The sequence below is a fragment of the Uliginosibacterium sp. 31-12 genome (genome assembly GCF_030548425.1).
In the GTDB taxonomy this organism is placed as follows: domain Bacteria; phylum Pseudomonadota; class Gammaproteobacteria; order Burkholderiales; family Rhodocyclaceae; genus Uliginosibacterium; species Uliginosibacterium aquaticum.
Genome location: NZ_JAUOOA010000004.1, coordinates 340,130 through 358,142 on the forward strand (window position 1 = coordinate 340,130; position 18,013 = coordinate 358,142).

Consider the following 18,013-nt stretch of genomic DNA (forward strand, 5'->3'; position numbering starts at 1 on the left):
AAGTTTCACCAGCCCTGATTACGTCGCCATGAAGCGCACATGACATCTGCTCCGCAGTTTGTGCCTTGCTGCTGTACCGGCCGGTGCCGGAGAATGCCGGCATGACTCCCGTGATCCTGCTTGTTGAAGACGAACCGGCGATTGCCGACACCTTGGCCTGGGCGCTCCGGAGCGAAGGCTTCGAGCCCTGCCATGTCGCCACCGGCGGTGAGGCGCTGGCGCGGCTGGCGCAGGGCGGGATCGCGGTGGCGGTGCTGGATGTGGGCCTGCCGGATCTCTCCGGCTTCGAATTGTGCCGGCGCATCCGTGCACAGGACGCGGCCCTTCCGGTGATGTTCCTCACCGCGCGCTCCGAGGAGATCGACCGGGTGCTGGGCTTCGAGATCGGCGCGGATGATTACGTCGCCAAGCCCTTCAGCCCGCGCGAGGTGGTGGCCCGGCTGCGCGTGATGCTGCGGCGTAGCGGCGCGCTGGCTGCGCCTGCTCAAGCCGTGCCGGGTCTGCAGCTGGACGAAGCCGGTGCGCGTATCCTGCATGCCGGCCACCCGCTGCCGCTGACCCGCTACGAATACCTGCTGCTGCGCCATTTGCTCAAGCAGCCCGGTCGCGTGTTCTCGCGTGATCAGTTGCTGGACGCGGTGTGGGGCGCGGGCAGCGAGAGCACGGATCGCACCGTCGACACCCATATCAAGACCTTGCGCGCCAAGCTGCGCGCGGTGGCGCCCGAGTTGGACCCGATCCTCACCCATCGCGGCATGGGCTACTCGCTGGCGCTGGCATGAACCTGCCGCTGCGCATCCTGCTTGGTTACTTCCTGGTCGTCGGCCTTGCCGCCTTTTTTGTGCTGCGCATCTTCGTGGGCGAGGTGCAGCCTAGCGTGCGTGAGGCCATCGAAGAGACCATGGTCGATAGCGCCAACATCCTCGCTGTGATGGCGGCCGAGGAGTTGCGTGCCGGCCGCATCGGCAAGGGTGAGTTCGCCGCGCGGATTGCTGACTACCGCAGGCGCGGCGTGGATGCGCCGATCTGGCACTTCCGCAAGAGCACGCTGGATTTTCGCGTCACCGTCACCGATGCCGAGGGCATCGTGCGTTTCGACTCCGACAACCGCAGCGTCGGCGCCGACCATTCGCGCTGGAACGATGTCTATCGCACTCTGCGTGGCGAATACGGCGCCCGCTCCACGCGTGATGATCCGGACGACGATGGCTCCTCGGTCTTCTATGTCGCCGCGCCGGTGCGTGATGGCGAGCGCATCATTGGCGTGCTCACCCTGGCCAAGCCGGTGCGTACCGTGCAGCCCATCATTACCCGCAGCGAGCAAACCATTCTCAAGCACGGCTTCTGGCTGATGGGCGGCGCGGCGCTGATCGGTCTGCTGGTCACTCTGTGGCTCACCGGCTCGATCCGCCGCCTGCGTCGCTATGCTCAGGCCGTGGCCGCCGGCGAAGCGGCCAATCCTCCGCTAGGCGGCGGGCAGGAGCTTTCCGATCTCGCCCGCGCCATGGAAGCGATGCGCCAGAAGCTTGAAGGCAAGCAATACGTCGAGCAGACCGTGCAGGCGCTGACCCACGAACTCAAGAGCCCGCTCGCCGCCTTGCGCGGCGCCGGTGAAATCCTCGCCGAAGCCGAGTTGCCGGCCGAGCAGCGCCAGCGCTTCGCCGGCCATGTGCTAAGCCAAAGCGCACGCATGCAGGAATGCGTCGAGCGCATGCTTTCCCTTTCCCGCCTCGAAGCCGGGCGCGGCCTGGGTGAGCTGGAAACGCTGGAGGCAACGGAGTTGCTGGACGATCTGTGCCGCGTGCGCCAGCCGCGTGCTGATGCTCATGGCATCAGCTTCGAAACGCTTGTGCCGGAGACCTCCATCGCCCTGCGCGGCGAACGCGAGCGTCTGCTGCTGGCGCTCGGCAATCTGCTCGACAATGCACTCGACCATGCCCCCGCCGGCAGCCTGATCCGCCTGTCCGCGAGCATAGAGGCTAGTGAGTGTTGCTTCCGCATCCGCGATCAGGGCGCGGGCATTCCGGATTACGCCCTGCCGCACCTCTTCGAGCGCTTCTACGGCCTGCCGCGCCCCGACGGCAGCAAGGGTTCCGGCCTTGGGCTGGCCATCGCGCAGGAGGTCGCCCGACTGCACGGCGGTAGCGTCAGCCTGGCGAATCACTCCGAGGGCGGAGTCGAGGCGTGTCTGCGGGTGGCGCTTGGGTGAGTCCGATGGGTGCGGCTTTGCGGAAGGCTGAATGCGTACAATCGGCCCGCTGCGGCCGGTCGCATCTTCTTCAAGCCCGCCATTCAGGTGGCTGCTTCGCCTCGGAAACCAGCCAGACAGCCCCTGCCTACAAGTCGGCCATAGCCGCTCGTCGAAGCGCCTCTTATGAGCGACGGCATCTGGTATTTAGCGGTTTGCTAATGCACCCGCCCTTGAGCTGAACAGCTTCGTGCAAGCTTGCCGTCAAGCAGCTTGAGCCTTGAAAACAAAACAGGTCGTGGTCGCGTGGGCGTACAAGCGGCCTTTCTCGTCTTCGACGCGCGCCTCTGCTGTCGCCATTTGACCGCCCCGGTGAACGACTCTGGCGACGGCGCGCAGTGGGCCGGTTGTGTGCGATGCGGATCGCACGATGTTGATGCTGAGCCCCGCGGTCGTGTAGGTGCGCCCGGCCGGCAGCGTCGTTTGAACGGCACAGCCCAGCGCGGAATCCAGCAACGTGGCAAACCAGCCGCCATGCACTGTGCCCAGCGGATTGTAGTGCTGCAAAAGCGGGATGCCCTGGAATACGGCCTGGCCGTCGCCCACTTCCAGCAGCGTCATGTTCAGGGTGTCGTTCATGGGTGGATAGGGCAGCTCGCCGGCCAGCATGGCTTCGAGAATAGCCCGCCCGCTCTTGCCGGCGAGCTGCTCCATGCGGGCCAGACCAGGCGATCCACCGCCGTCGTGCGCGCGTTGAATGGCATCCGATTGCTGGCTCGCCCAGCCAGCCGGGCTCTTTTCAATTTCCATCATCTTTCCGCTTGGTGAATGCCGCTTGATGCTGGGCCAACTTACGATTTCCTGGCAAGGTTTGCTGGACCGGTTCTGACCGGGAGACACAATGCGGCGGTTAGCAGCGACAGACCCATATGGCATAGATAGACTGCATCGAAATCGGCGCGGCGGAGAACTGCACCGCCCAGCAGCAAGACGGTGAGCGCGACGCCCATGACCGAGCCGATCTGGCGTATCGCCTGATTGACGGCACTGCCGACGGCGTAGTGCTGCGCGGGCAGGTGGCTGACGGCCGCGCCCGACAATGAGGGCAGCACCATGCCCACGCCCGTGCCGCTGAGCAGCGCACCCGGCAGCCATTGCGTCAGGTAGGCGGGCTCGGTGCCCGGCACCAGCAAGAACCATAGTCCGCTCGCCGCGTAGATCAGGCTGCCGACGACCAACAAGGGTCGGTGGCCGTAGCGAGCCGCCAATCGCCCCGACAGTGCCGCCACCGGCACGACGCACAGCGGCCCGGGCGCCATTGCGATGCCCGCCAGCGGCAGCGAGTAGTGCCAGATCGCATTCATGTAGAAGAAGAAGGCGAAGAACATCATCGAGAAGGCGATACCGAAGCTCAGGCTCGCAAGGTTCACATAGCGGTAGGTGGCGTTACGGAACAGGCTCAGATCCACCAGCGGCGCGCGGGCAAGCCGCGCCCAGACGATAAATCCAGCGATGCTCGCGAGCCCGAGCCCGGCCACTTCCAGCAACTCGGGGCGCGACCAGTCGGGCGACTCGGCCTGCACGATGGACAGCGCCAGGGCACCGATGCCGAGAGTCAGCAAGCCCATGCCCACCAGATCGAGTGGCCGTCCCTTGTTGGGCTGTTTTGCTTCGCTCAGCAGCGTGACGCCGCGCCAGATGGCGAACATGCCCAGCGGCAGGTTCAGGTAGAAGGCCCACGGCCAGCCGAGCGAGGCGACGACGAAGGCGCCCAGGCTGGGGCCTACGGCGGCGGCCAGGCCCCCGACCGCGCTCCACAAGCTGACCGCCACCGCACGCTTGTTGGCCGGGAAGGCCGCCAGCACCAGCGAGAGCGAAGCTGGCGTCAGCAATGCGGCGCCCAGGGCTTGCAGCGCTCTGGCTGCGACCAGCCAGGCCACGTTCGGTGCCAGACCGCAGGCCGCCGACGCCGCCAGGAACAGCGCTACGCCCAGCAGAAAAACTTTCTTGCGCCCATGCCTGTCGGCCAGACCGCCGGAGGGGATCAGCATCGCGGCATACACCACCGTGTAGGCGTTCAGCACCCACGAGAGATCGGCCGCCGTGGCCTGGGGAAAACCGGCCCGCAGGGCGCTGAAGGCGGCGAACAACATGGTGCCGTCCATCGACACCAGGAACACCGCGATGCTGGCCACCCAGAACACCGGCCAGGGCGAGGCGGTGTCCGGTGAGGCCTGCTTCACGGAGGCCGGCGAGGAGAGAACGATCTGCTTGTCGGGGGTGCTCATGGGGCGTTCGAATGTTGGCGACGACGGGATGCCTGCGGCGAGGACTCAGGCAAGCCCAAAGGTTTTCCGCAAGCCTTTCTCGACCGGCCCGGCGGGCATGAAGCGGCGCAGTTTGGCCAGCAGCGAGGCTTCACCCTTGGGCGTGTGGCGCATTTTCCAGGGGCCCAGTGCGGCATCGACAATCGTCTTGGCGACGCCATCGGGCAGCGGCGCTTTCTGCACGTTGTTCTGGATGGCCTGAGACACGACGCCCAGCTCCTTGCCGTAGGCCGGGATTCTCGCGACGGTCTGCGGCGCGTTGAGATCCAGATTGGTCTTGGTGAAGGCAGGCTCGACCAGCGCCACGCGGATGCCGAATTGGCGTACCTCGTGATCCAGCGTTTCGGACAGGCCTTCCACCGCATGCTTAGAGGCGGAATACAGCGCCATGTAGGGTGCAGGCAGGAAGCCCAGCACCGAGCTGACGTTGACGATGCGCCCCGAGCCCTGTCCGCGCATGTAGGGCAGCACGGCCTTGATGGTGCGCAGCAGGCCGAACAGATTGGTGTCGAACAAGGTCCGTGCTTCGTCGATCGAGGTTTCCTCGGTCGCGCCCAGCAGCGTCACGCCCGCGCTGTTGACCAGCACGTCGATGCGCTTGGCATGGCCGATGACGGTCTGGATGCCGCGCTCGATGGATGCTTCGTCGCGGATATCCATCTCGACCAGTACGACACCCGGAATGGCTTGCGCGCTGGCTTTATTGCGTACGGTGCCGAAGACCCGGCAACCCTGCTGGGCAAACTTGCTGGCGGCGGCGCGCCCGATGCCCGACGACACGCCGGTCACAACGACAACTTTTGAATTAGACATGGCAGATCCTTTTTATGCGGGTAAGTTGGGGTAAAGGAATCAGCCCTGCGAAGGGGCGGGCCTGATCTTGAACCAGATGGAATACATGGCCGGCAGGAACACCAGCGTCAGCACCGTGCCGGCGAGCGTGCCGCCGATCAGCGTGTAGGCCAGCGTTCCCCAGAACACCGAATGGGTCAGCGGGATGAAGGCCAGGATCGCCGCCAGCGCGGTGAGGATCACCGGCCGTGCGCGCTGCACGGCCGCCTCGACCAGTGCGCGGAAGGGATCGAGCCCGGCCTCTTCGTTTTCCCGGATCTGGCCGATCAGGATCAGCGTGTTGCGCATCAGGATGCCTGACAGCGCGATCAGGCCGACCAGCGCGTTGATGCCGAAAGGTTGTTGAAACAGCAGCAGCGTCGGCACCACGCCAATCAGTCCCAGCGGACTGGTCAGGAAGACCATGACCATGCCGGAGATCGAGCGGACTTGCAGGATGATGATCAGCAGCGTGATGGCCAGCATGATCGGGAAGATTGGCAGCATGGCGACCGTCGCCTTGCCGGATTCCTCGATGGAGCCTGCCTCCACGATGCGGTAGCCACTTGCTAGCTTGTCCATGATGGGTTGAAGCTGCTGGGTCATGGCCGTCGACACATCGGGCGGTTGCAAGCCTTCGGCGATATCGCCGCGCACGGTGATCGTCGGCGTGCGGTCGCGCCGCCGCAGGATCGGGTCTTCCATGCGCACCTCGACCTTGCCCACTTGCGACAGCGGGATGCGCTGCCCGGCTGAGCCGACCAGCGTGAAGCTTGCGATCTTGGCGGGATCGAGACGGGTGTCACCGGCCGAGCGACCGACCACCTGCACCGAGCGGATATCCTCGCGCACCTCGGTCAGCGGCACGCCGCTCAGCAGGAACTGCAGCTGCAAAGCCACCGAGTTGGAGCTCAGCCCCACGGCTTGGAGCCGGTCCTGGTCGAGGGTGAAATGCAGGGTCGGGACGCGCGGACCCCAGTCCGTGTTGACGGTGCGCATCATCGGGCTGGCGTGCATGACGGCCTCGACTTCGGCGGCGATCTCGCGCAGCTTGTCCGGGTCCGGCCCGGTAACGCGGTAGGCCACCGGGAAGGGCGAAGGCGGCCCGAACACGATCTGGGTCACGCGCACCCGCGCCTCGGGCGCTAGGCCTTCGGCGATCACCTCGCGCAGCCGGAACTTGAGCGCCTCGCGTTCCTTGTCGTTGCCGGTGAGCACCACGATCTTTGCGAAGGACGGATCGGGCAGTTCAGGCGACATGGCCAGGAAGAAGCGCGGCGCGCCCTGGCCGATGTAGGCGGTGACGATCTTGGCTTCCGCCTGCTTGGCGAGCCAGGCCTCGACCTTCGCCGTCGCGGTGCTGGTCTGCTCGATCGAGCTGCCGTAAGGCATCTGTATCTCGACCAGCACTTCCGGCCGGTCGGAGGTGGGGAAGAACTGCTTCTTGACCACGGCCATGCCCAGCACCGCCGTCACGAACAGGCCGATCACTGTGGCGGCGACGATCCACTTGCGGGCGATGACGCGCCCCAGAAATTGGCGGAAGCGGTTGTAGCGCGGCGTATCGTAAATGGCCGCATGGCCGCCCTCGACCTTCTTGATGTCGGGCAGCATCTTCACGCCGAGGTAGGGCGTGAACACCACCGCCACCACCCAGGAGGCGATCAGCGCGATGCCGACGATCCAGAACATGTTGCTGGTGTACTCACCGGCGGTGGAGCGTGCGAAGCCGTTGGGCATGAAGCCGACGGCCGTGACCAACGTACCGGACAGCATCGGCGCCGCCGTGTGGCTCCAGGCATAGGCCGAGGCCGCGATGCGGTTGTAGCCTTCCTCCATTTTCACCACCATCATCTCGATGGCGATGATGGCGTCATCCACCAGCAGGCCCAGCGCCAGGATCAGCGAGCCGAGCGTGATGCGGTCGAAGTTCTTGCCGGTGGCCGCCATGATCACGAACACCGCCGCCAGCGTCAGCGGCACGGCCGCCACCACCACGATGCCGACATGCCAGCCCATGCTGACGAAACACACCACCATCACCACCAGCAGGGCAACGAAGAACTTGACCATGAACTCGTCCACCGCCGAGCTGATGTTGACCGCCTGATCGGTCACCTTGGTCAGCGTCATGCCCAGCGGGAGTTCCGCATTGATCTTGGTGACTTCCGCTTCGAGCGCCTTGCCCAGGTCCAGCCCGTTCCAGTCGTCGCGCATCACCACGCCCAGCAAGAGCGCAGGCTCGCCGCCGTTGCGCACCATGAAAGTGGCGGGGTCTTCGTAACCACGTTCGACGCTGGCCACATCCGACAGTTTCAGCGTGCGCCCCTGCGCGACGATGGGCGTCTGGCGGATCTTCTCCAGCGTGTCGAAAGCACCGTCGACGCGCACGAAGACCTGCGGCCCCTTGGTCTCGATGGAGCCGGCGGGGGTCAGCAGGTTCTGGCTATTGAGCGCGGCGAAGATGTCCTGCGGCGCGACGCCCAGCGTCGCCAGACGGTCGTGCGAGAAGGACACGAAGATGCGTTCGGGCTGCTCGCCGATGATGTTGACCTTCTTGACGCCGGCGACGTGCAGTAGTTGCTGACGCAGCGTTTCCGCATCGCGCACCAGCAGGCGCTGCGGCTCGCCCTTGGCCTTGAGCGCGAACAGCGCGAAGGTCACGTCGGCGTATTCGTCGTTGACCATCGGGCCGATGACGCCGGCAGGCAGTTTCTTGGCCTCGTCGCTGATCTTCTTGCGCGCCTGGTAGAACTCCTGTTGGACCTCTGCAGGCGGCGCGCTGTCGAGCAGAGACACCATGGTGAAGGCCAGGCCCGGGCGGGTGAAGGTTTCCGTGCGGTCGTACCAGCGCAGTTCCTGCATACGCTTTTCCAGCGGCTCGGCGATCTGGTCCTGCATCTCCTGTGCGGTCGCCCCCGGCCAGGCCGTGACGATAGTCATCTGCTTGATCGTGAAGGGCGGATCTTCCGCACGCCCCAGTTTGAAGAAGGCGAGAATGCCCGCGGCCGAGATCAGGAAGATCAGGAACAGGGTGATGGCGCGTTCGCGGACCGCGAGCGCCGAGAGATTGAAACGACCTTCGCTCACGGACGCGCTCCTTCCGTCGCCTTGCCGGAGGCAAGACCCGCTATACGGACCTCTTCACCTTCACGCAGCAGATGCGTGCCGAGCGCAACGATGCGCTCGCCTTGCTTGAGCGGGCCCGAAACATAGGCGCCGGCGTCGTCGATGCGCTGAACCGCGACCGGCCGCCAGGACACCTTCGCCGGCTCGCCCTGGATCACCCACACCCCGGGGCCTTTGCCCGGGTCGAACAGGGCTGCGATGGGCACATGCAGACCGGCTGCCTGCCGACTGCCCTGTTTTGAAGACGACTCTTCCGGAATCTGGATCGCTACCGTGCTACCCAGCGGCGCGTTCGACAACTCGCCCTCCAGCACATAGCGCGCCTCGAAGGTGCGGGTGAGGCGATCCGCCGAACTGGAGAGCTGGCGCAGCCTGGCCGGGACGGCCGTGCCTTCCTTGCCGAACAAGGTGGCTTGCGCTACCGATCCGATGGTCGGGCGCAGCGTTTCCGGCAACTGGATCACGGCTTCGCGGCGACCGGCATGGGCCAGGCGCACCACGGCCTGCCCCGCGCTGACGACCTGGCCCGGCTCGGCCAGCGTCTCCATGACCACGCCGTCGCCATCGGCCAGCAGCTCGGTGTAGCGACTGGCATTGCGGGCGACATCTGCCTGGGCCTCCGCCGCGCTGAGCTGCGCCTTGGCAGCATCGGCCGCAGCCTTGACCTGGTCATATGCAGACGCCGAGATGGCGCCGGTACCACGCAGATCGCGGTAACGGGCCTCGTCTTCCGCCGTTTGCAGGGCGCGGGCCCGTGCGGCGGCCACCGCCTCTTGCTGGGCTTGCACCGCCAGTTTCAGATCGACCGGATCGATGCGCATCAGCGGCTGGCCGCGCTTGACGCTTTGCCCGGCATCGACCAGACGTTCCAGCACTTTGCCGGGAACGCGGAAGCCGAGATCGCTCTGCACCCGGGCCGCTACGGTCCCGGTGAAGGAGCGTGAAGCCGCACCCGCCTCGCGGGCGATGGCGGCGCGCACCAGGGGCTGCCCGGTGCGCGGGTCGGCCGGAGCCTGTTCGCCGCAAGCGACCAGCGCCAGGGGCAAGGCGCAAATGAATAAAGGAGTGGCGAGCCGGAGCATGAAAGTCCCTTTGGCGAAGTGATCGGGACCTTCATCATCATTCTTGTGACCAAATTAGTCAATAGTCACTGCTGATTTTGCATTATTTCACGGAGACAGGCTGCGCAGCACCAAGCTGGAAAGTTGGCCCGGCGCGTCCTCGGTGTAGTCCAGGCTGTGCTGCAGGATCAGCGGGTTCAGGAAGGGACGCATCACCAGATAGATCGCCATCACGGTTTCGTCCAGCGGCGTCTTGCGCTCGAAATCCCCGCTCTGCCGCCCCTCTTCCAGGATGCCTCTCAGCAAGGTCCGGATCTGCTCTTCGTAGGCCAGCGTGGACTGCCAGCGCTCGGTGGCGGCGGAGGTCGCGATCTCGTACAGCTTGCGGTCCTGGGAGAACAGCTGCAGGCTCAATTCGACGATGGCCTTGAACATGCGCCGCAGCTTCTCGGGCGGTCGGTCGGCCTGGTCGATGGCAGCCTTGATGTCGGTGCCGATCTGGCCCAGGCAGTTGGCGCAGATCATTTCGCCAATCGCCTGCTTGGACTCGAAGAACTTGTAGATGTAGGCCTTCGAGAAACCGATGGCCTTGGCGAGATCGGAAACGGTCGTCTTCTCGTAGCCGTAGCGGCTGAAGTGTTCGGTGGCCGCGAGCACGATCTGGTCGCGCACCTCGTGGTCGGCCGGGCCCCGCGCCGAGGCGGCATAGGTACTGGTTTTTTTCATGGGCGCCAGCTTACGCCAGCAGGAAAGACTAGACAACTAGTGACCAATTGGTATTATGGTCACTCGTCTGACGTTAGAAAGAAACCCATGTCGCCCAAACTCACACTCATCGCCTTGCTGGTCGCCGGCCTGTCGGCCGGCTGCGCCGTCGGTCCCGACTATGTCCGCCCCGACACGCCCTTGCCCGGCCGCTTCCAGGGGCAGGCGGCGGTGGACCAGCGGCCGGCGAAAGCCAGCGCCGAGCTCGCCACCTGGTGGGCGGGGTTCGGTGACCCGCAACTGACGCACTTCGTGACGCTCGCGCTGGCGCAGAACCTCGATCTCGCCCAGGCCTCGGCGCGCGTCACGCGAGCGCGCGCCGGGCTGGGCGCGGCCAATGCCGCCCTGTTGCCCTCCGGCACGGTGAGCGGCCAGGCGGCCCGCGCTTATCAATCAGTAGAAACGCCGCTGGGGCAGGTGCTGAACTCGACGCCCGGCTTCGACCGTTACGGCAATGCCTATGAAGCGAATCTGGGCGCGAGCTGGGAGCTGGACGCCTTCGGCGGTCTGCGCCGGGGGCGCGAAGCCGCGTTGGCCGAGTACCGGGCCTCGGAAGCCGGCGCAGTCGCTACACGATTGGCCGTAGCAGCCCAGACCGCCGACATCTACATCAGCATCCGTGGCCTGCAAGCCCGTCTGGACGTCGCGCGCCGACAGGAACGCACGCAGCAAGAACTGCTCGCTACCATCAAGCTGCTCTACGGCAAGGGCCTGGCGCCCGAGCTTCAGGTACGCCAGGCCGAAGGCGCGCTGGCCCAGGTGCGGGCGTCGATCCCGGCGCTGGAAGCCGGTCTGGAGGTGGCCATGAACGCGCTGGATGTGATGCTGGGCACGGCGCCCGGCACGCATCGCGCCGAGCTGAACGACAGCGCCGACATTCCTGTCGCCCCGCAGATCGCCGCCACCGGCTCGCCGGGCGATCTGCTGCGCCGCCGGCCCGACCTGATCGTGGCCGAGCGCCGCCTGGCCGCCTCGAACGCGCGCATCGGCGTCGCCATCGCCGAGTACTACCCCAAGCTCTCGCTGAGCGGGCTGGTCGGCAGCGCGACAACGGTATCGAGCGGCAATCTGTTCACCACTGGCGCCAACCAGGCTTCCGGCATGTTGGGTCTGCGCTGGCGCCTGTTCGACTTCGGCCGCATCAACGCGCAGATCGAGCAGGCCAAGGGGCAGGAGGCCGAGATGCTGGCGGCTTATCGGCTGGCCGTGCTGCGGGCGGCGGAGGATGTGGAAAACGCCTTGTTGACCCTGGTCAAGCGCGAAGCGCAGACGGCCGAACTGACTCAGGGCGTGGATTCGCTCGGCCGCGCGCGCGGCGCCTCGTTTGCCGCGTATCAGAAGGGCGTCGTCAGCCTGATCGAAGTGTTGCTGGCTGACGAAAACCTGTTGCGCGTCTCCGATGCGCGGGTGCAGGCGCAAACCGAATCGGCCCGCGCCGCAGTTGCAGCTTTCAGGGCGCTGGGCGGCGGTTGGCAGCCAAGCGGGTTAGACGCGGTGGCAAGCAAGTAGCAGATCGGAGGGAGAGCGCTGTCTGGTTACGATGTAGCAGCCATCGTTTGGGTTAAGTGAGGTGACCGGCAGCTATGGTCGGAAGCAGTCTTGTAGGTGCGCAATGCGCACCCTTCTACCTCTACTTCACCCCCACTTCACACAGCCCTCATTCGCGCCTCAAAGTGAAATTGCATCCTGCAGCGGTGTTTAACCTTGTGGGAGATTTTCATGCGCAGTTTCTTTTTCAAGATGCTGATGATCAGCGTGCTGGCGGTGGTGTTGTTTGTGGCGGGCACGATGGTGCGCGGCGTGGTGGCGGACCGGATGATGAACCGCGAGGTGGCGCGCCAGTCGATCAGCGAGGGGCTGGCGGAGCGGCAGACGCTCGCCGGGCCCTTGCTTCGCGTGAGCTACACCGAGTACTGGCAACGTCCGGTGACGGACAAGGAGGGCCGCGTGCTGCGGCAGGAGGCCTGCACCGCACGGCATGAGCTGCTGGTGTTGCCGGAGACGGTGCAACTGAGCGGGGGGCTGATCAGTGACCCGCGCCAGCGCGGCATCTTCCACATCAATGCCTATGTCTTGAGCGGGAAGCTGGCCGGCACGCTGAAGATGCCGGCACTCGCTGGGCTTTCACGGCAGGAGCCGGATTCGAGCGTGGTGATCGATTCGGTGGAGCTGCTGCTCTCGGTGACGGATCCGCGTGGCCTGCGCAAGCTGGAGCTGAAGGTGGATGGCCGGCCGCTGGCGTTGGAGCCTGGTACCGGCATGGAGCGGGCCGGCAGTGGCGCGCGCGCGCGGCTGCCGGATGCGCCGACGCTGGCCGGTAAGTTGCTGCCTTTCGAGATGGCCCTGGATCTGGCCGGCACGGATTCATTCAGCATGGTGCCGCTGGCGCGGGATACGAACGTGAGTCTCGATTCGCGCTGGCCGCATCCTTCGTTTGGCGGGCGCTTCCTGCCGGAGCGGCGTACTGTGACGGAAAAGGGTTTCGAAGCGCAATGGCATGTCAGCGCGTTGGCTTCGAATGCCCGCCAGAGCTGGCCGATGGGGCCGGAGGGGGCCGCTCGCCCGGTGGATACGCTGGTGGTGAGCATGATCGATCCGGTGGATGTCTATTCGATGTCCGACCGCGCCAGCAAGTATGCTGAGCTTTTCATCGCGATCACCCTGGGTGCCTTCCTGCTCTTCGAGTTGCTGCGCCGCCTGAGCCTGCATCCGATGAACTACCTGCTGATTGCGGCCGCGCTGCTGATCTTCTTCCTGATGCTGCTCTCGCTCTCCGAGCGTCTGGGTTTCGGGCTGGCCTATCTTTCGGCGGCAAGTGCCTGCGTGCTGCTGATTGGTTTCTACAGCGCGCATCTGCTGCGCAGCCTGTGGCTGGCGAGCGGCTTTACGCTGGGCTTGGGCGCTTTGTACGGGGCGCTGTACATGATCCTGCTCTCCGAGCAGAACGCGCTCCTGATGGGTAGCCTGCTGCTCTTCGCCTTGCTGGCTTGCGTGATGGTGGGCACCCGCAAGGTGGACTGGAACGCGCTGCTGGCGCCCAGCCCGGCGCCTGAGCTGATGGATTGAATTTCGGCGCGTTGAAAACCCGGTGTCCGCTTACGCGGCACCGGGTTTTTGCATTGTGCAACTTGCACCATCTGATCTGTCTGAGCGCCGCTCAGTCGGCAGAAACGGCCATTCATTCCAGGAGGATGACTTTCAGCGGCGACTAGCGGCAAATGCCGCATCAATCGCACTCGGATCAATGAAAATCCATGCAAATCAATTCAATAACTGCTCAAGCGCGGGGAGCTTTCGCCGGCGCTTGTGCCTGAATTTTCAAGCTTTGCGGCACGCGCAAGGTGAGCTGCGCGTCGCACACAACAAAACAATTCATTCAGGGAGATTGAACATGCATATTTCATCCAGACTCAGTGTGCTGCTGGGGCTACTCATGTTGTGTGGCACGGCGGCCGCACAGCATCCGATGGTGGAGGCGCGCAAGGAGCTGTTTGCCGCCAGGCAGGCGGAAGCACGCCATGGCCAGATCAGGGAGGCGCGCATCCAGGGGCGCAGCGAGAAGCTCCGGTATCAGGTGATCGATGGCGCGGCCATGCTGGGTGGGGACATGATGCTGGGCGATGCGGAATTCGTTCGCCAGCACGGCATGCCGGATTTCCGCCATCTGCTCAATCACCGCTCGCGCGAGGCGCTCAAGGCGCGTGAAGCCCAGATTGCCGCCAGCAATGTTTCGCTTGCCGCGCCCACCGGCTCGGCTTCGAATGGCGTGACCCGTGCAGTCAGCCGCTGGCCGAACAATGTTCTTTACTACGTCATCGATGCTTCGATGAATGCCAAGGGCCGTCAGGCCATCACGGATGGTCTGGCCATGATCAGCGGGCGCAGCGCAATCCGTTTCGTGCCCCGGACGGCGGAGAGCAACTATGTGAACTTCACCGCCGGCAGTGGCTGCTGGTCTTATGTGGGCATGATTGGCGGAAAGCAGGATATTTCGCTGGGTTCGGGCTGCGAGTATTCATTCGTTGTTGCCCACGAAGTCATGCACGCTTTGGGTTGGCAACATGAGCATCAGCGTTCGGACCGGGATCAGCACCTCACCATCAACGTCGCCAACATCAGCAGTGGCATGGAGTACAACTTCGACAAGTTGCCCGCCACCAGCGCCGATGCCTTCGGGGCCTATGATTTCGCCTCGATCATGCATTACGACGCCTATGCCTTCTCCAGCAACGGCCAACCCACCATGGTGCCGGTCTCCAGCAGCGTTGGCCTGAATTCCTTTGGCAATTCGACCAACCTGAGTACGGGCGACATCGCTGCGCTGAACCACTACTATCCGGGCAGCAGTTCTTCCAGCAGCTCTTCAAGCAGTGTCTCGTCGAGCGCCGCTTCGTCCCGCGCTGCGTCCTCTTCGTCACGCGCTTCATCTGCTGCTGCGGCATCCTCGGCAGCGAGCAGCCGTGCGTCGAGTGCGAGCAGCGCTTCGAGCGTGTCTTCCAGCCGTGCCAGCAGTTCGTCGCGTAGTACTTCCAGCGCGTCGAGCACTGCCAGCCAGGCCTTCGTGATTACCCCGGCCAATTCTGCGCTGACCGTGAATCTGGGCGAGACCGGTGCCTTTGCCTTTACCCTGGCAGGCACGCCGGCTGAGCTCAGCGGCAGCATCCGCTATGCGGCCAGCATCAGCAATACGACGGTGGTGGGCATCAGTGGCCTGCGTCTCGCCAACGGCAGCAGCGCCAGCAACAAGTGGTTGACGGTGACGCCAGTGCGCCGCGGCACTTCGACCATCCGCCTCTACGCGACAGCTGCCAGTGGACGGATGAGTAGTTTTGCCGTGACGCTCACGGTGCGCTGAACGCCGTATGCGGCCGGGCGCTTGAGCCTGGCCGCGATTACGGCAACACTGCAGTTCCGGCTCTTGAATGAAGAATGGATTGAATGCACCCATGGTCAGCTTTCTGCGCAGAATCCTTCTCCCGGCGGTGTGCCTGAGCATGTCGGCCTGTCTCAATGCCGCGCCGGATGCTTTGCCCTGGCTGCAGGGCGAGGCTCGCATCGCGACGGCGCTGGAAGATTTCCCGGTCAGCGAGCTGGAGCTGAGTCTTTACCGCATCGGCCCGCCGGATCGGGCGGCTGAGCTCATCGAGCGCCGCAGCTTGCCGCTCCCGGCCCATGTCCGGGGTGCGGAAGCCCGTCTGCCTTTCAGTCTTGGCCAGGCTCGCCAGTACCAGGCCGGCGAGCGCTACTACTTCACGGCCTACATTCTTCGTCAGGGTCAGCGCAGCCATGCCGGCCGTTGTGGTGCAGAGGCCGCATCAACCTGCCCGGTTGGTGAGCCGGCCACGATGCAGGCGCTGCAGATCGAGTTCGACGCCTTGCCTGCTACCCGTTACGAAGCCGCGCCCCAGCCTTCACGCTGGCGCTGAGCGGCTCGACCGCCAAGACACCGGGTTCAGCGTTTGCGCCTGGGATCGAGCTCGCGCAGATAGGCCTCGGTGCGTTTGCGGCCTTCGGCATCCTGGCGCAGGAAGGCGCTGCGGCGGAAATCCGGATCGTTCCAGTACTGGCGTTGCAGGGCGTTGATACGGGCGATCATCCGGCGGCCCCAGTCGGTTTGCGGAGCGACAAAGTAGGCCGGGATCAGGCGCGGCATGCCGGCGATAGGCAGCGTGACCAGCGGGTCGGCCGGGTTGGGGTAATGCTGGCGGTAGATGCGCAGTTCGCTGCCAAAGGCGATGGCCATGTCGAGCCGGCCCAGTTGCATCATGCGGATCAGGCCTTCGCCCACGTCGTCAGCTGCGGGGCGGCTGATGATGGCGGGGTGATTGCGCAGGGTGCCGAGTTGCTCGTCAATGGCCTGGCCGTAGGAGCGACCGCTGCTGATGCCGAGGGTCAGGCCACTGGCGCTCACGGCCTGACTCAGTTTCACCTCACCTGCGGCGTTGAGCCAGGGCTTGAGGCTGGCGCGCCGGCTGCTCGGCAGGATCAGCTGCGGCGGGGTGCTGGCGTAGAAGGGTTCGGCGAAGAGCATGTAGCTTTCGCGCTCGGCGTTGCGCTGCAAACCGCCGCAGATGAGTGGGTGGCCGGCCTTGATGTCGGCCTGGGCGCGGGCAATGTTGGAGTATTGCCACTTATGCTCGAACTCCGGCATCTTGCTCATCAGGAAAGCGGCATGCCCGTCCACGATGCCGCTGCCGGCTTCCGGGCCGCTGGCGATATACATCGGCGGCAGATCGAACTGGCACCAGCTCACGCTTTCGGCCGCAGCAAGGCGCAGGCTTACAAGGCTGAGAAAGAGGGCGTAGGAAATCCGGCGCATCAGAACTTACCGGCAGGACGGCCGCTTTCTTGAGCCGTCGCCCCGCCGCCGCGGTCGCTTCAGCGGGTCGGCATCAGCGTGCTGCCAGCTCGCTCAGGTAGACCTCCAGCCAGGTGTAGCCGCTGGCGTGCGGGGCGGCACTGTCCTTCGGGTTCTGTGGGTCAAGGCCATGAGCGTTTTCCCATTCATCCGGCAGGCCGTCTTCGTCACTGTCCAGCGGGGCCGGGCCACCCGCCAAGGCCGGCCAGCCACCGACATCTTCCTGATCATTGATGAGGCGTCCGGTGCCGCTGCGTACCTGTTGTATGACACGCTGGTCCACACCATCGCGGGCGAGGCTGGCGCCGGCCTTGGAAAGGACCAGGGCATAGGCCTCGGAGGCGCTCTGGGTGGTGAGCGGCGGCGCGGCGAAGGCGTCCTTGCTGAGGGTGTGGCGGTTGACGGCTTCGCCGGTGGACAAGCCGAAGAAGCGCCCGCCTTCGGGGTCGGAGAGTTCGGGGTGGCCTTCGAAGAGGTTGTCGGTGACGTGGAAACGGGTCTTCGGGCCGACGCCGTCGGTAAAGGTCACGGCCTGCAGCAGCTTGGTGTCCGGCCCCGGCTTGAGGTAGTTGGCCACGTAGTTGACGCGGATGTCGCCATCGACCATCCCGCTGGCGTAGTCACCCCAGTCGTAGATCACGTTGTTGCGGAAGTCGAAGGTCGGGGTGGGATTGAACATTCCGCCGTAGTTGTCGCCGAAGCGCGGGTTGCGGCCACGGTGATGGGCCCACAGATTGTGGTGCAGGCTCACTCCGCCAGTAGCGCGCAGCAGGCTGCCGTAGCCGTGGGCGCCTTTCTTGTGGTGACTGTAATTGAGGCTCTCGCTGATGATGCTCCACTGGATCGTGATGTCGCGGATCGGGCCGGAGGGCGAGAGGGTTTCGTCGATCGACCAGCTTGCCGACAGGTGATCGAGGATGATGTCGTGGCCGTCAGTGATCGATACCGCGTCATGTTCACCGCGCGCGGTGGAGCCCATGCGCACCCGCAGGTAGCGCACGATGATGTTGCTGCCGCTGATGATCAGCGGTGCGCCGCGCAGGGTGATGCCGTCGCCCGGGGCTGTCTGGCCGGCAATGGTGACGTTGCTGCCATCAATCTTGAGCGGCGACTCCAGCTGGATCTCGCCTCCCACCTTGAACACGATGGTGCGCGCGCCCCAGCCGAGCAGTGCCCAGCGCAGGCTGCCACTGCCCGAATCCTTGAGGTTGGTGACGTAGATCACCTTGCCGCCGCGCCCGCCCGAGGCGTTGGCGCCAAAGCCTTCGGCGCCGGGAAAGGCCGGCAGGGCCTGGGCGGCAGGGATCAGGATGGCGGCAAGAAGTACGGTAACAATCGGCTTGAGCAACATGAT

Annotated in this window: 14 protein-coding genes; 6 read left to right on the forward strand and 8 right to left on the reverse strand. The window is 65.1% G+C overall.

Translation table 11 applies throughout. The features are described 5' to 3' along the window. Nucleotides 1-101: 101 nt before the first annotated feature. Together creB and creC are read left to right on the forward strand one after the other, a co-directional pair. Entirely contained in the window at nt 102-782 is a 681-nt protein-coding gene (gene creB, locus Q3Y64_RS10615; RefSeq protein WP_303561656.1) for a two-component system response regulator CreB, read from the forward strand. Beyond that, nucleotides 779-2,209 carry a two-component system sensor histidine kinase CreC gene (creC, locus tag Q3Y64_RS10620; RefSeq protein ID WP_303561659.1) on the forward strand — a complete coding sequence of 477 codons (1,431 nt, stop codon included), beginning with the start codon at nt 779-781 and terminating at the stop codon, nt 2,207-2,209. The genes creB and creC overlap by 4 nt, the downstream gene beginning before the upstream one ends. Before the next feature lie 243 nt (nt 2,210-2,452). On the opposite strand, the gene Q3Y64_RS10625 is transcribed toward creC, so the two are convergent. The 6 genes from Q3Y64_RS10625 to Q3Y64_RS10650 form a co-directional block, all read right to left on the reverse strand. After that, nucleotides 2,453-3,001 carry a PaaI family thioesterase gene (locus Q3Y64_RS10625; RefSeq protein WP_303561661.1) on the reverse strand — a complete coding sequence of 183 codons (549 nt, stop codon included), beginning with the start codon at nt 2,999-3,001 and terminating at the stop codon, nt 2,453-2,455. Nucleotides 3,002-3,039: 38 nt separating this feature from the next. After that, the gene (locus Q3Y64_RS10630; RefSeq protein ID WP_303561663.1) at nt 3,040-4,476 is read right to left on the reverse strand and encodes a DHA2 family efflux MFS transporter permease subunit; all 1,437 of its coding nucleotides are present in this window, start codon (nt 4,474-4,476) and stop codon (nt 3,040-3,042) included. Between the two features lie 45 nt (nt 4,477-4,521). Further along, nucleotides 4,522-5,328 carry an oxidoreductase gene (locus Q3Y64_RS10635; RefSeq protein ID WP_303561665.1) on the reverse strand — a complete coding sequence of 269 codons (807 nt, stop codon included), beginning with the start codon at nt 5,326-5,328 and terminating at the stop codon, nt 4,522-4,524. 39 nt (nt 5,329-5,367) lie between these two features. Further along, nucleotides 5,368-8,436, reverse strand: a complete 3,069-nt coding sequence (locus Q3Y64_RS10640) for an efflux RND transporter permease subunit (protein WP_303561667.1) — start codon at nt 8,434-8,436, stop codon at nt 5,368-5,370. After that, the gene (locus Q3Y64_RS10645) at nt 8,433-9,557 is read right to left on the reverse strand and encodes an efflux RND transporter periplasmic adaptor subunit (RefSeq protein ID WP_303561669.1); all 1,125 of its coding nucleotides are present in this window, start codon (nt 9,555-9,557) and stop codon (nt 8,433-8,435) included. Before Q3Y64_RS10645 ends, Q3Y64_RS10640 begins: the two co-directional genes overlap by 4 nt. Before the next feature lie 87 nt (nt 9,558-9,644). Beyond that, nucleotides 9,645-10,262 carry a TetR/AcrR family transcriptional regulator gene (locus Q3Y64_RS10650; RefSeq protein ID WP_101940641.1) on the reverse strand — a complete coding sequence of 206 codons (618 nt, stop codon included), beginning with the start codon at nt 10,260-10,262 and terminating at the stop codon, nt 9,645-9,647. 87 nt (nt 10,263-10,349) lie between these two features. Between Q3Y64_RS10650 and Q3Y64_RS10655 the strand changes: the two genes are divergently transcribed. The 4 genes from Q3Y64_RS10655 to Q3Y64_RS10670 all read left to right on the forward strand — a co-directional run bounded on the left by Q3Y64_RS10655 (nt 10,350) and on the right by Q3Y64_RS10670 (nt 15,727). Beyond that, the gene (locus Q3Y64_RS10655; protein ID WP_303561671.1) at nt 10,350-11,810 is read left to right on the forward strand and encodes an efflux transporter outer membrane subunit; all 1,461 of its coding nucleotides are present in this window, start codon (nt 10,350-10,352) and stop codon (nt 11,808-11,810) included. A 210-nt stretch (nt 11,811-12,020) separates the two neighbouring features. Then, nucleotides 12,021-13,367 (forward strand): cell envelope integrity protein CreD, encoded by a 1,347-nt coding sequence (gene creD / locus Q3Y64_RS10660; protein WP_101940643.1) that lies wholly within the window; start codon nt 12,021-12,023, stop codon nt 13,365-13,367. 325 nt (nt 13,368-13,692) lie between these two features. Beyond that, nucleotides 13,693-15,156, forward strand: coding sequence for a M12 family metallopeptidase (locus Q3Y64_RS10665; protein WP_303561673.1), 1,464 nt, complete (start codon nt 13,693-13,695; stop codon nt 15,154-15,156). Nucleotides 15,157-15,295: 139 nt separating this feature from the next. Then, complete coding sequence (locus Q3Y64_RS10670) at nt 15,296-15,727, forward strand: hypothetical protein (RefSeq protein ID WP_303561675.1); 432 nt, start codon at nt 15,296-15,298, stop codon at nt 15,725-15,727. Between the two features lie 26 nt (nt 15,728-15,753). Here the strand turns inward: Q3Y64_RS10670 and Q3Y64_RS10675 are convergent, their stop codons facing one another. Together Q3Y64_RS10675 and Q3Y64_RS10680 are read right to left on the reverse strand one after the other, a co-directional pair. Beyond that, nucleotides 15,754-16,620: a TIGR02285 family protein gene (locus Q3Y64_RS10675; protein ID WP_303561677.1), complete on the reverse strand. Its 867-nt coding sequence runs from the start codon at nt 16,618-16,620 to the stop codon at nt 15,754-15,756. Between the two features lie 73 nt (nt 16,621-16,693). Next, nucleotides 16,694-18,010 (reverse strand): pectate lyase, encoded by a 1,317-nt coding sequence (locus Q3Y64_RS10680; RefSeq protein WP_101940647.1) that lies wholly within the window; start codon nt 18,008-18,010, stop codon nt 16,694-16,696. Between the last annotated feature and the right edge of the window lie 3 nt (nt 18,011-18,013).

Coding starts and splice junctions, on each gene's coding strand:
- creB (WP_303561656.1), top strand. CDS start 102: ATGACTCCCGTGATCCTGCTTGTTGAAGACGAACCGGCGATTGCCGAC.
- creC (WP_303561659.1), top strand. CDS start 779: ATGAACCTGCCGCTGCGCATCCTGCTTGGTTACTTCCTGGTCGTCGGC.
- Q3Y64_RS10625 (WP_303561661.1), bottom strand. CDS start 3,001: ATGATGGAAATTGAAAAGAGCCCGGCTGGCTGGGCGAGCCAGCAATCG.
- Q3Y64_RS10630 (WP_303561663.1), bottom strand. CDS start 4,476: ATGAGCACCCCCGACAAGCAGATCGTTCTCTCCTCGCCGGCCTCCGTG.
- Q3Y64_RS10635 (WP_303561665.1), bottom strand. CDS start 5,328: ATGTCTAATTCAAAAGTTGTCGTTGTGACCGGCGTGTCGTCGGGCATC.
- Q3Y64_RS10645 (WP_303561669.1), bottom strand. CDS start 9,557: ATGCTCCGGCTCGCCACTCCTTTATTCATTTGCGCCTTGCCCCTGGCG.
- Q3Y64_RS10650 (WP_101940641.1), bottom strand. CDS start 10,262: ATGAAAAAAACCAGTACCTATGCCGCCTCGGCGCGGGGCCCGGCCGAC.
- Q3Y64_RS10655 (WP_303561671.1), top strand. CDS start 10,350: ATGTCGCCCAAACTCACACTCATCGCCTTGCTGGTCGCCGGCCTGTCG.
- creD (WP_101940643.1), top strand. CDS start 12,021: ATGCGCAGTTTCTTTTTCAAGATGCTGATGATCAGCGTGCTGGCGGTG.
- Q3Y64_RS10665 (WP_303561673.1), top strand. CDS start 13,693: ATGCATATTTCATCCAGACTCAGTGTGCTGCTGGGGCTACTCATGTTG.
- Q3Y64_RS10670 (WP_303561675.1), top strand. CDS start 15,296: ATGTCGGCCTGTCTCAATGCCGCGCCGGATGCTTTGCCCTGGCTGCAG.
- Q3Y64_RS10675 (WP_303561677.1), bottom strand. CDS start 16,620: ATGCGCCGGATTTCCTACGCCCTCTTTCTCAGCCTTGTAAGCCTGCGC.
- Q3Y64_RS10680 (WP_101940647.1), bottom strand. CDS start 18,010: ATGTTGCTCAAGCCGATTGTTACCGTACTTCTTGCCGCCATCCTGATC.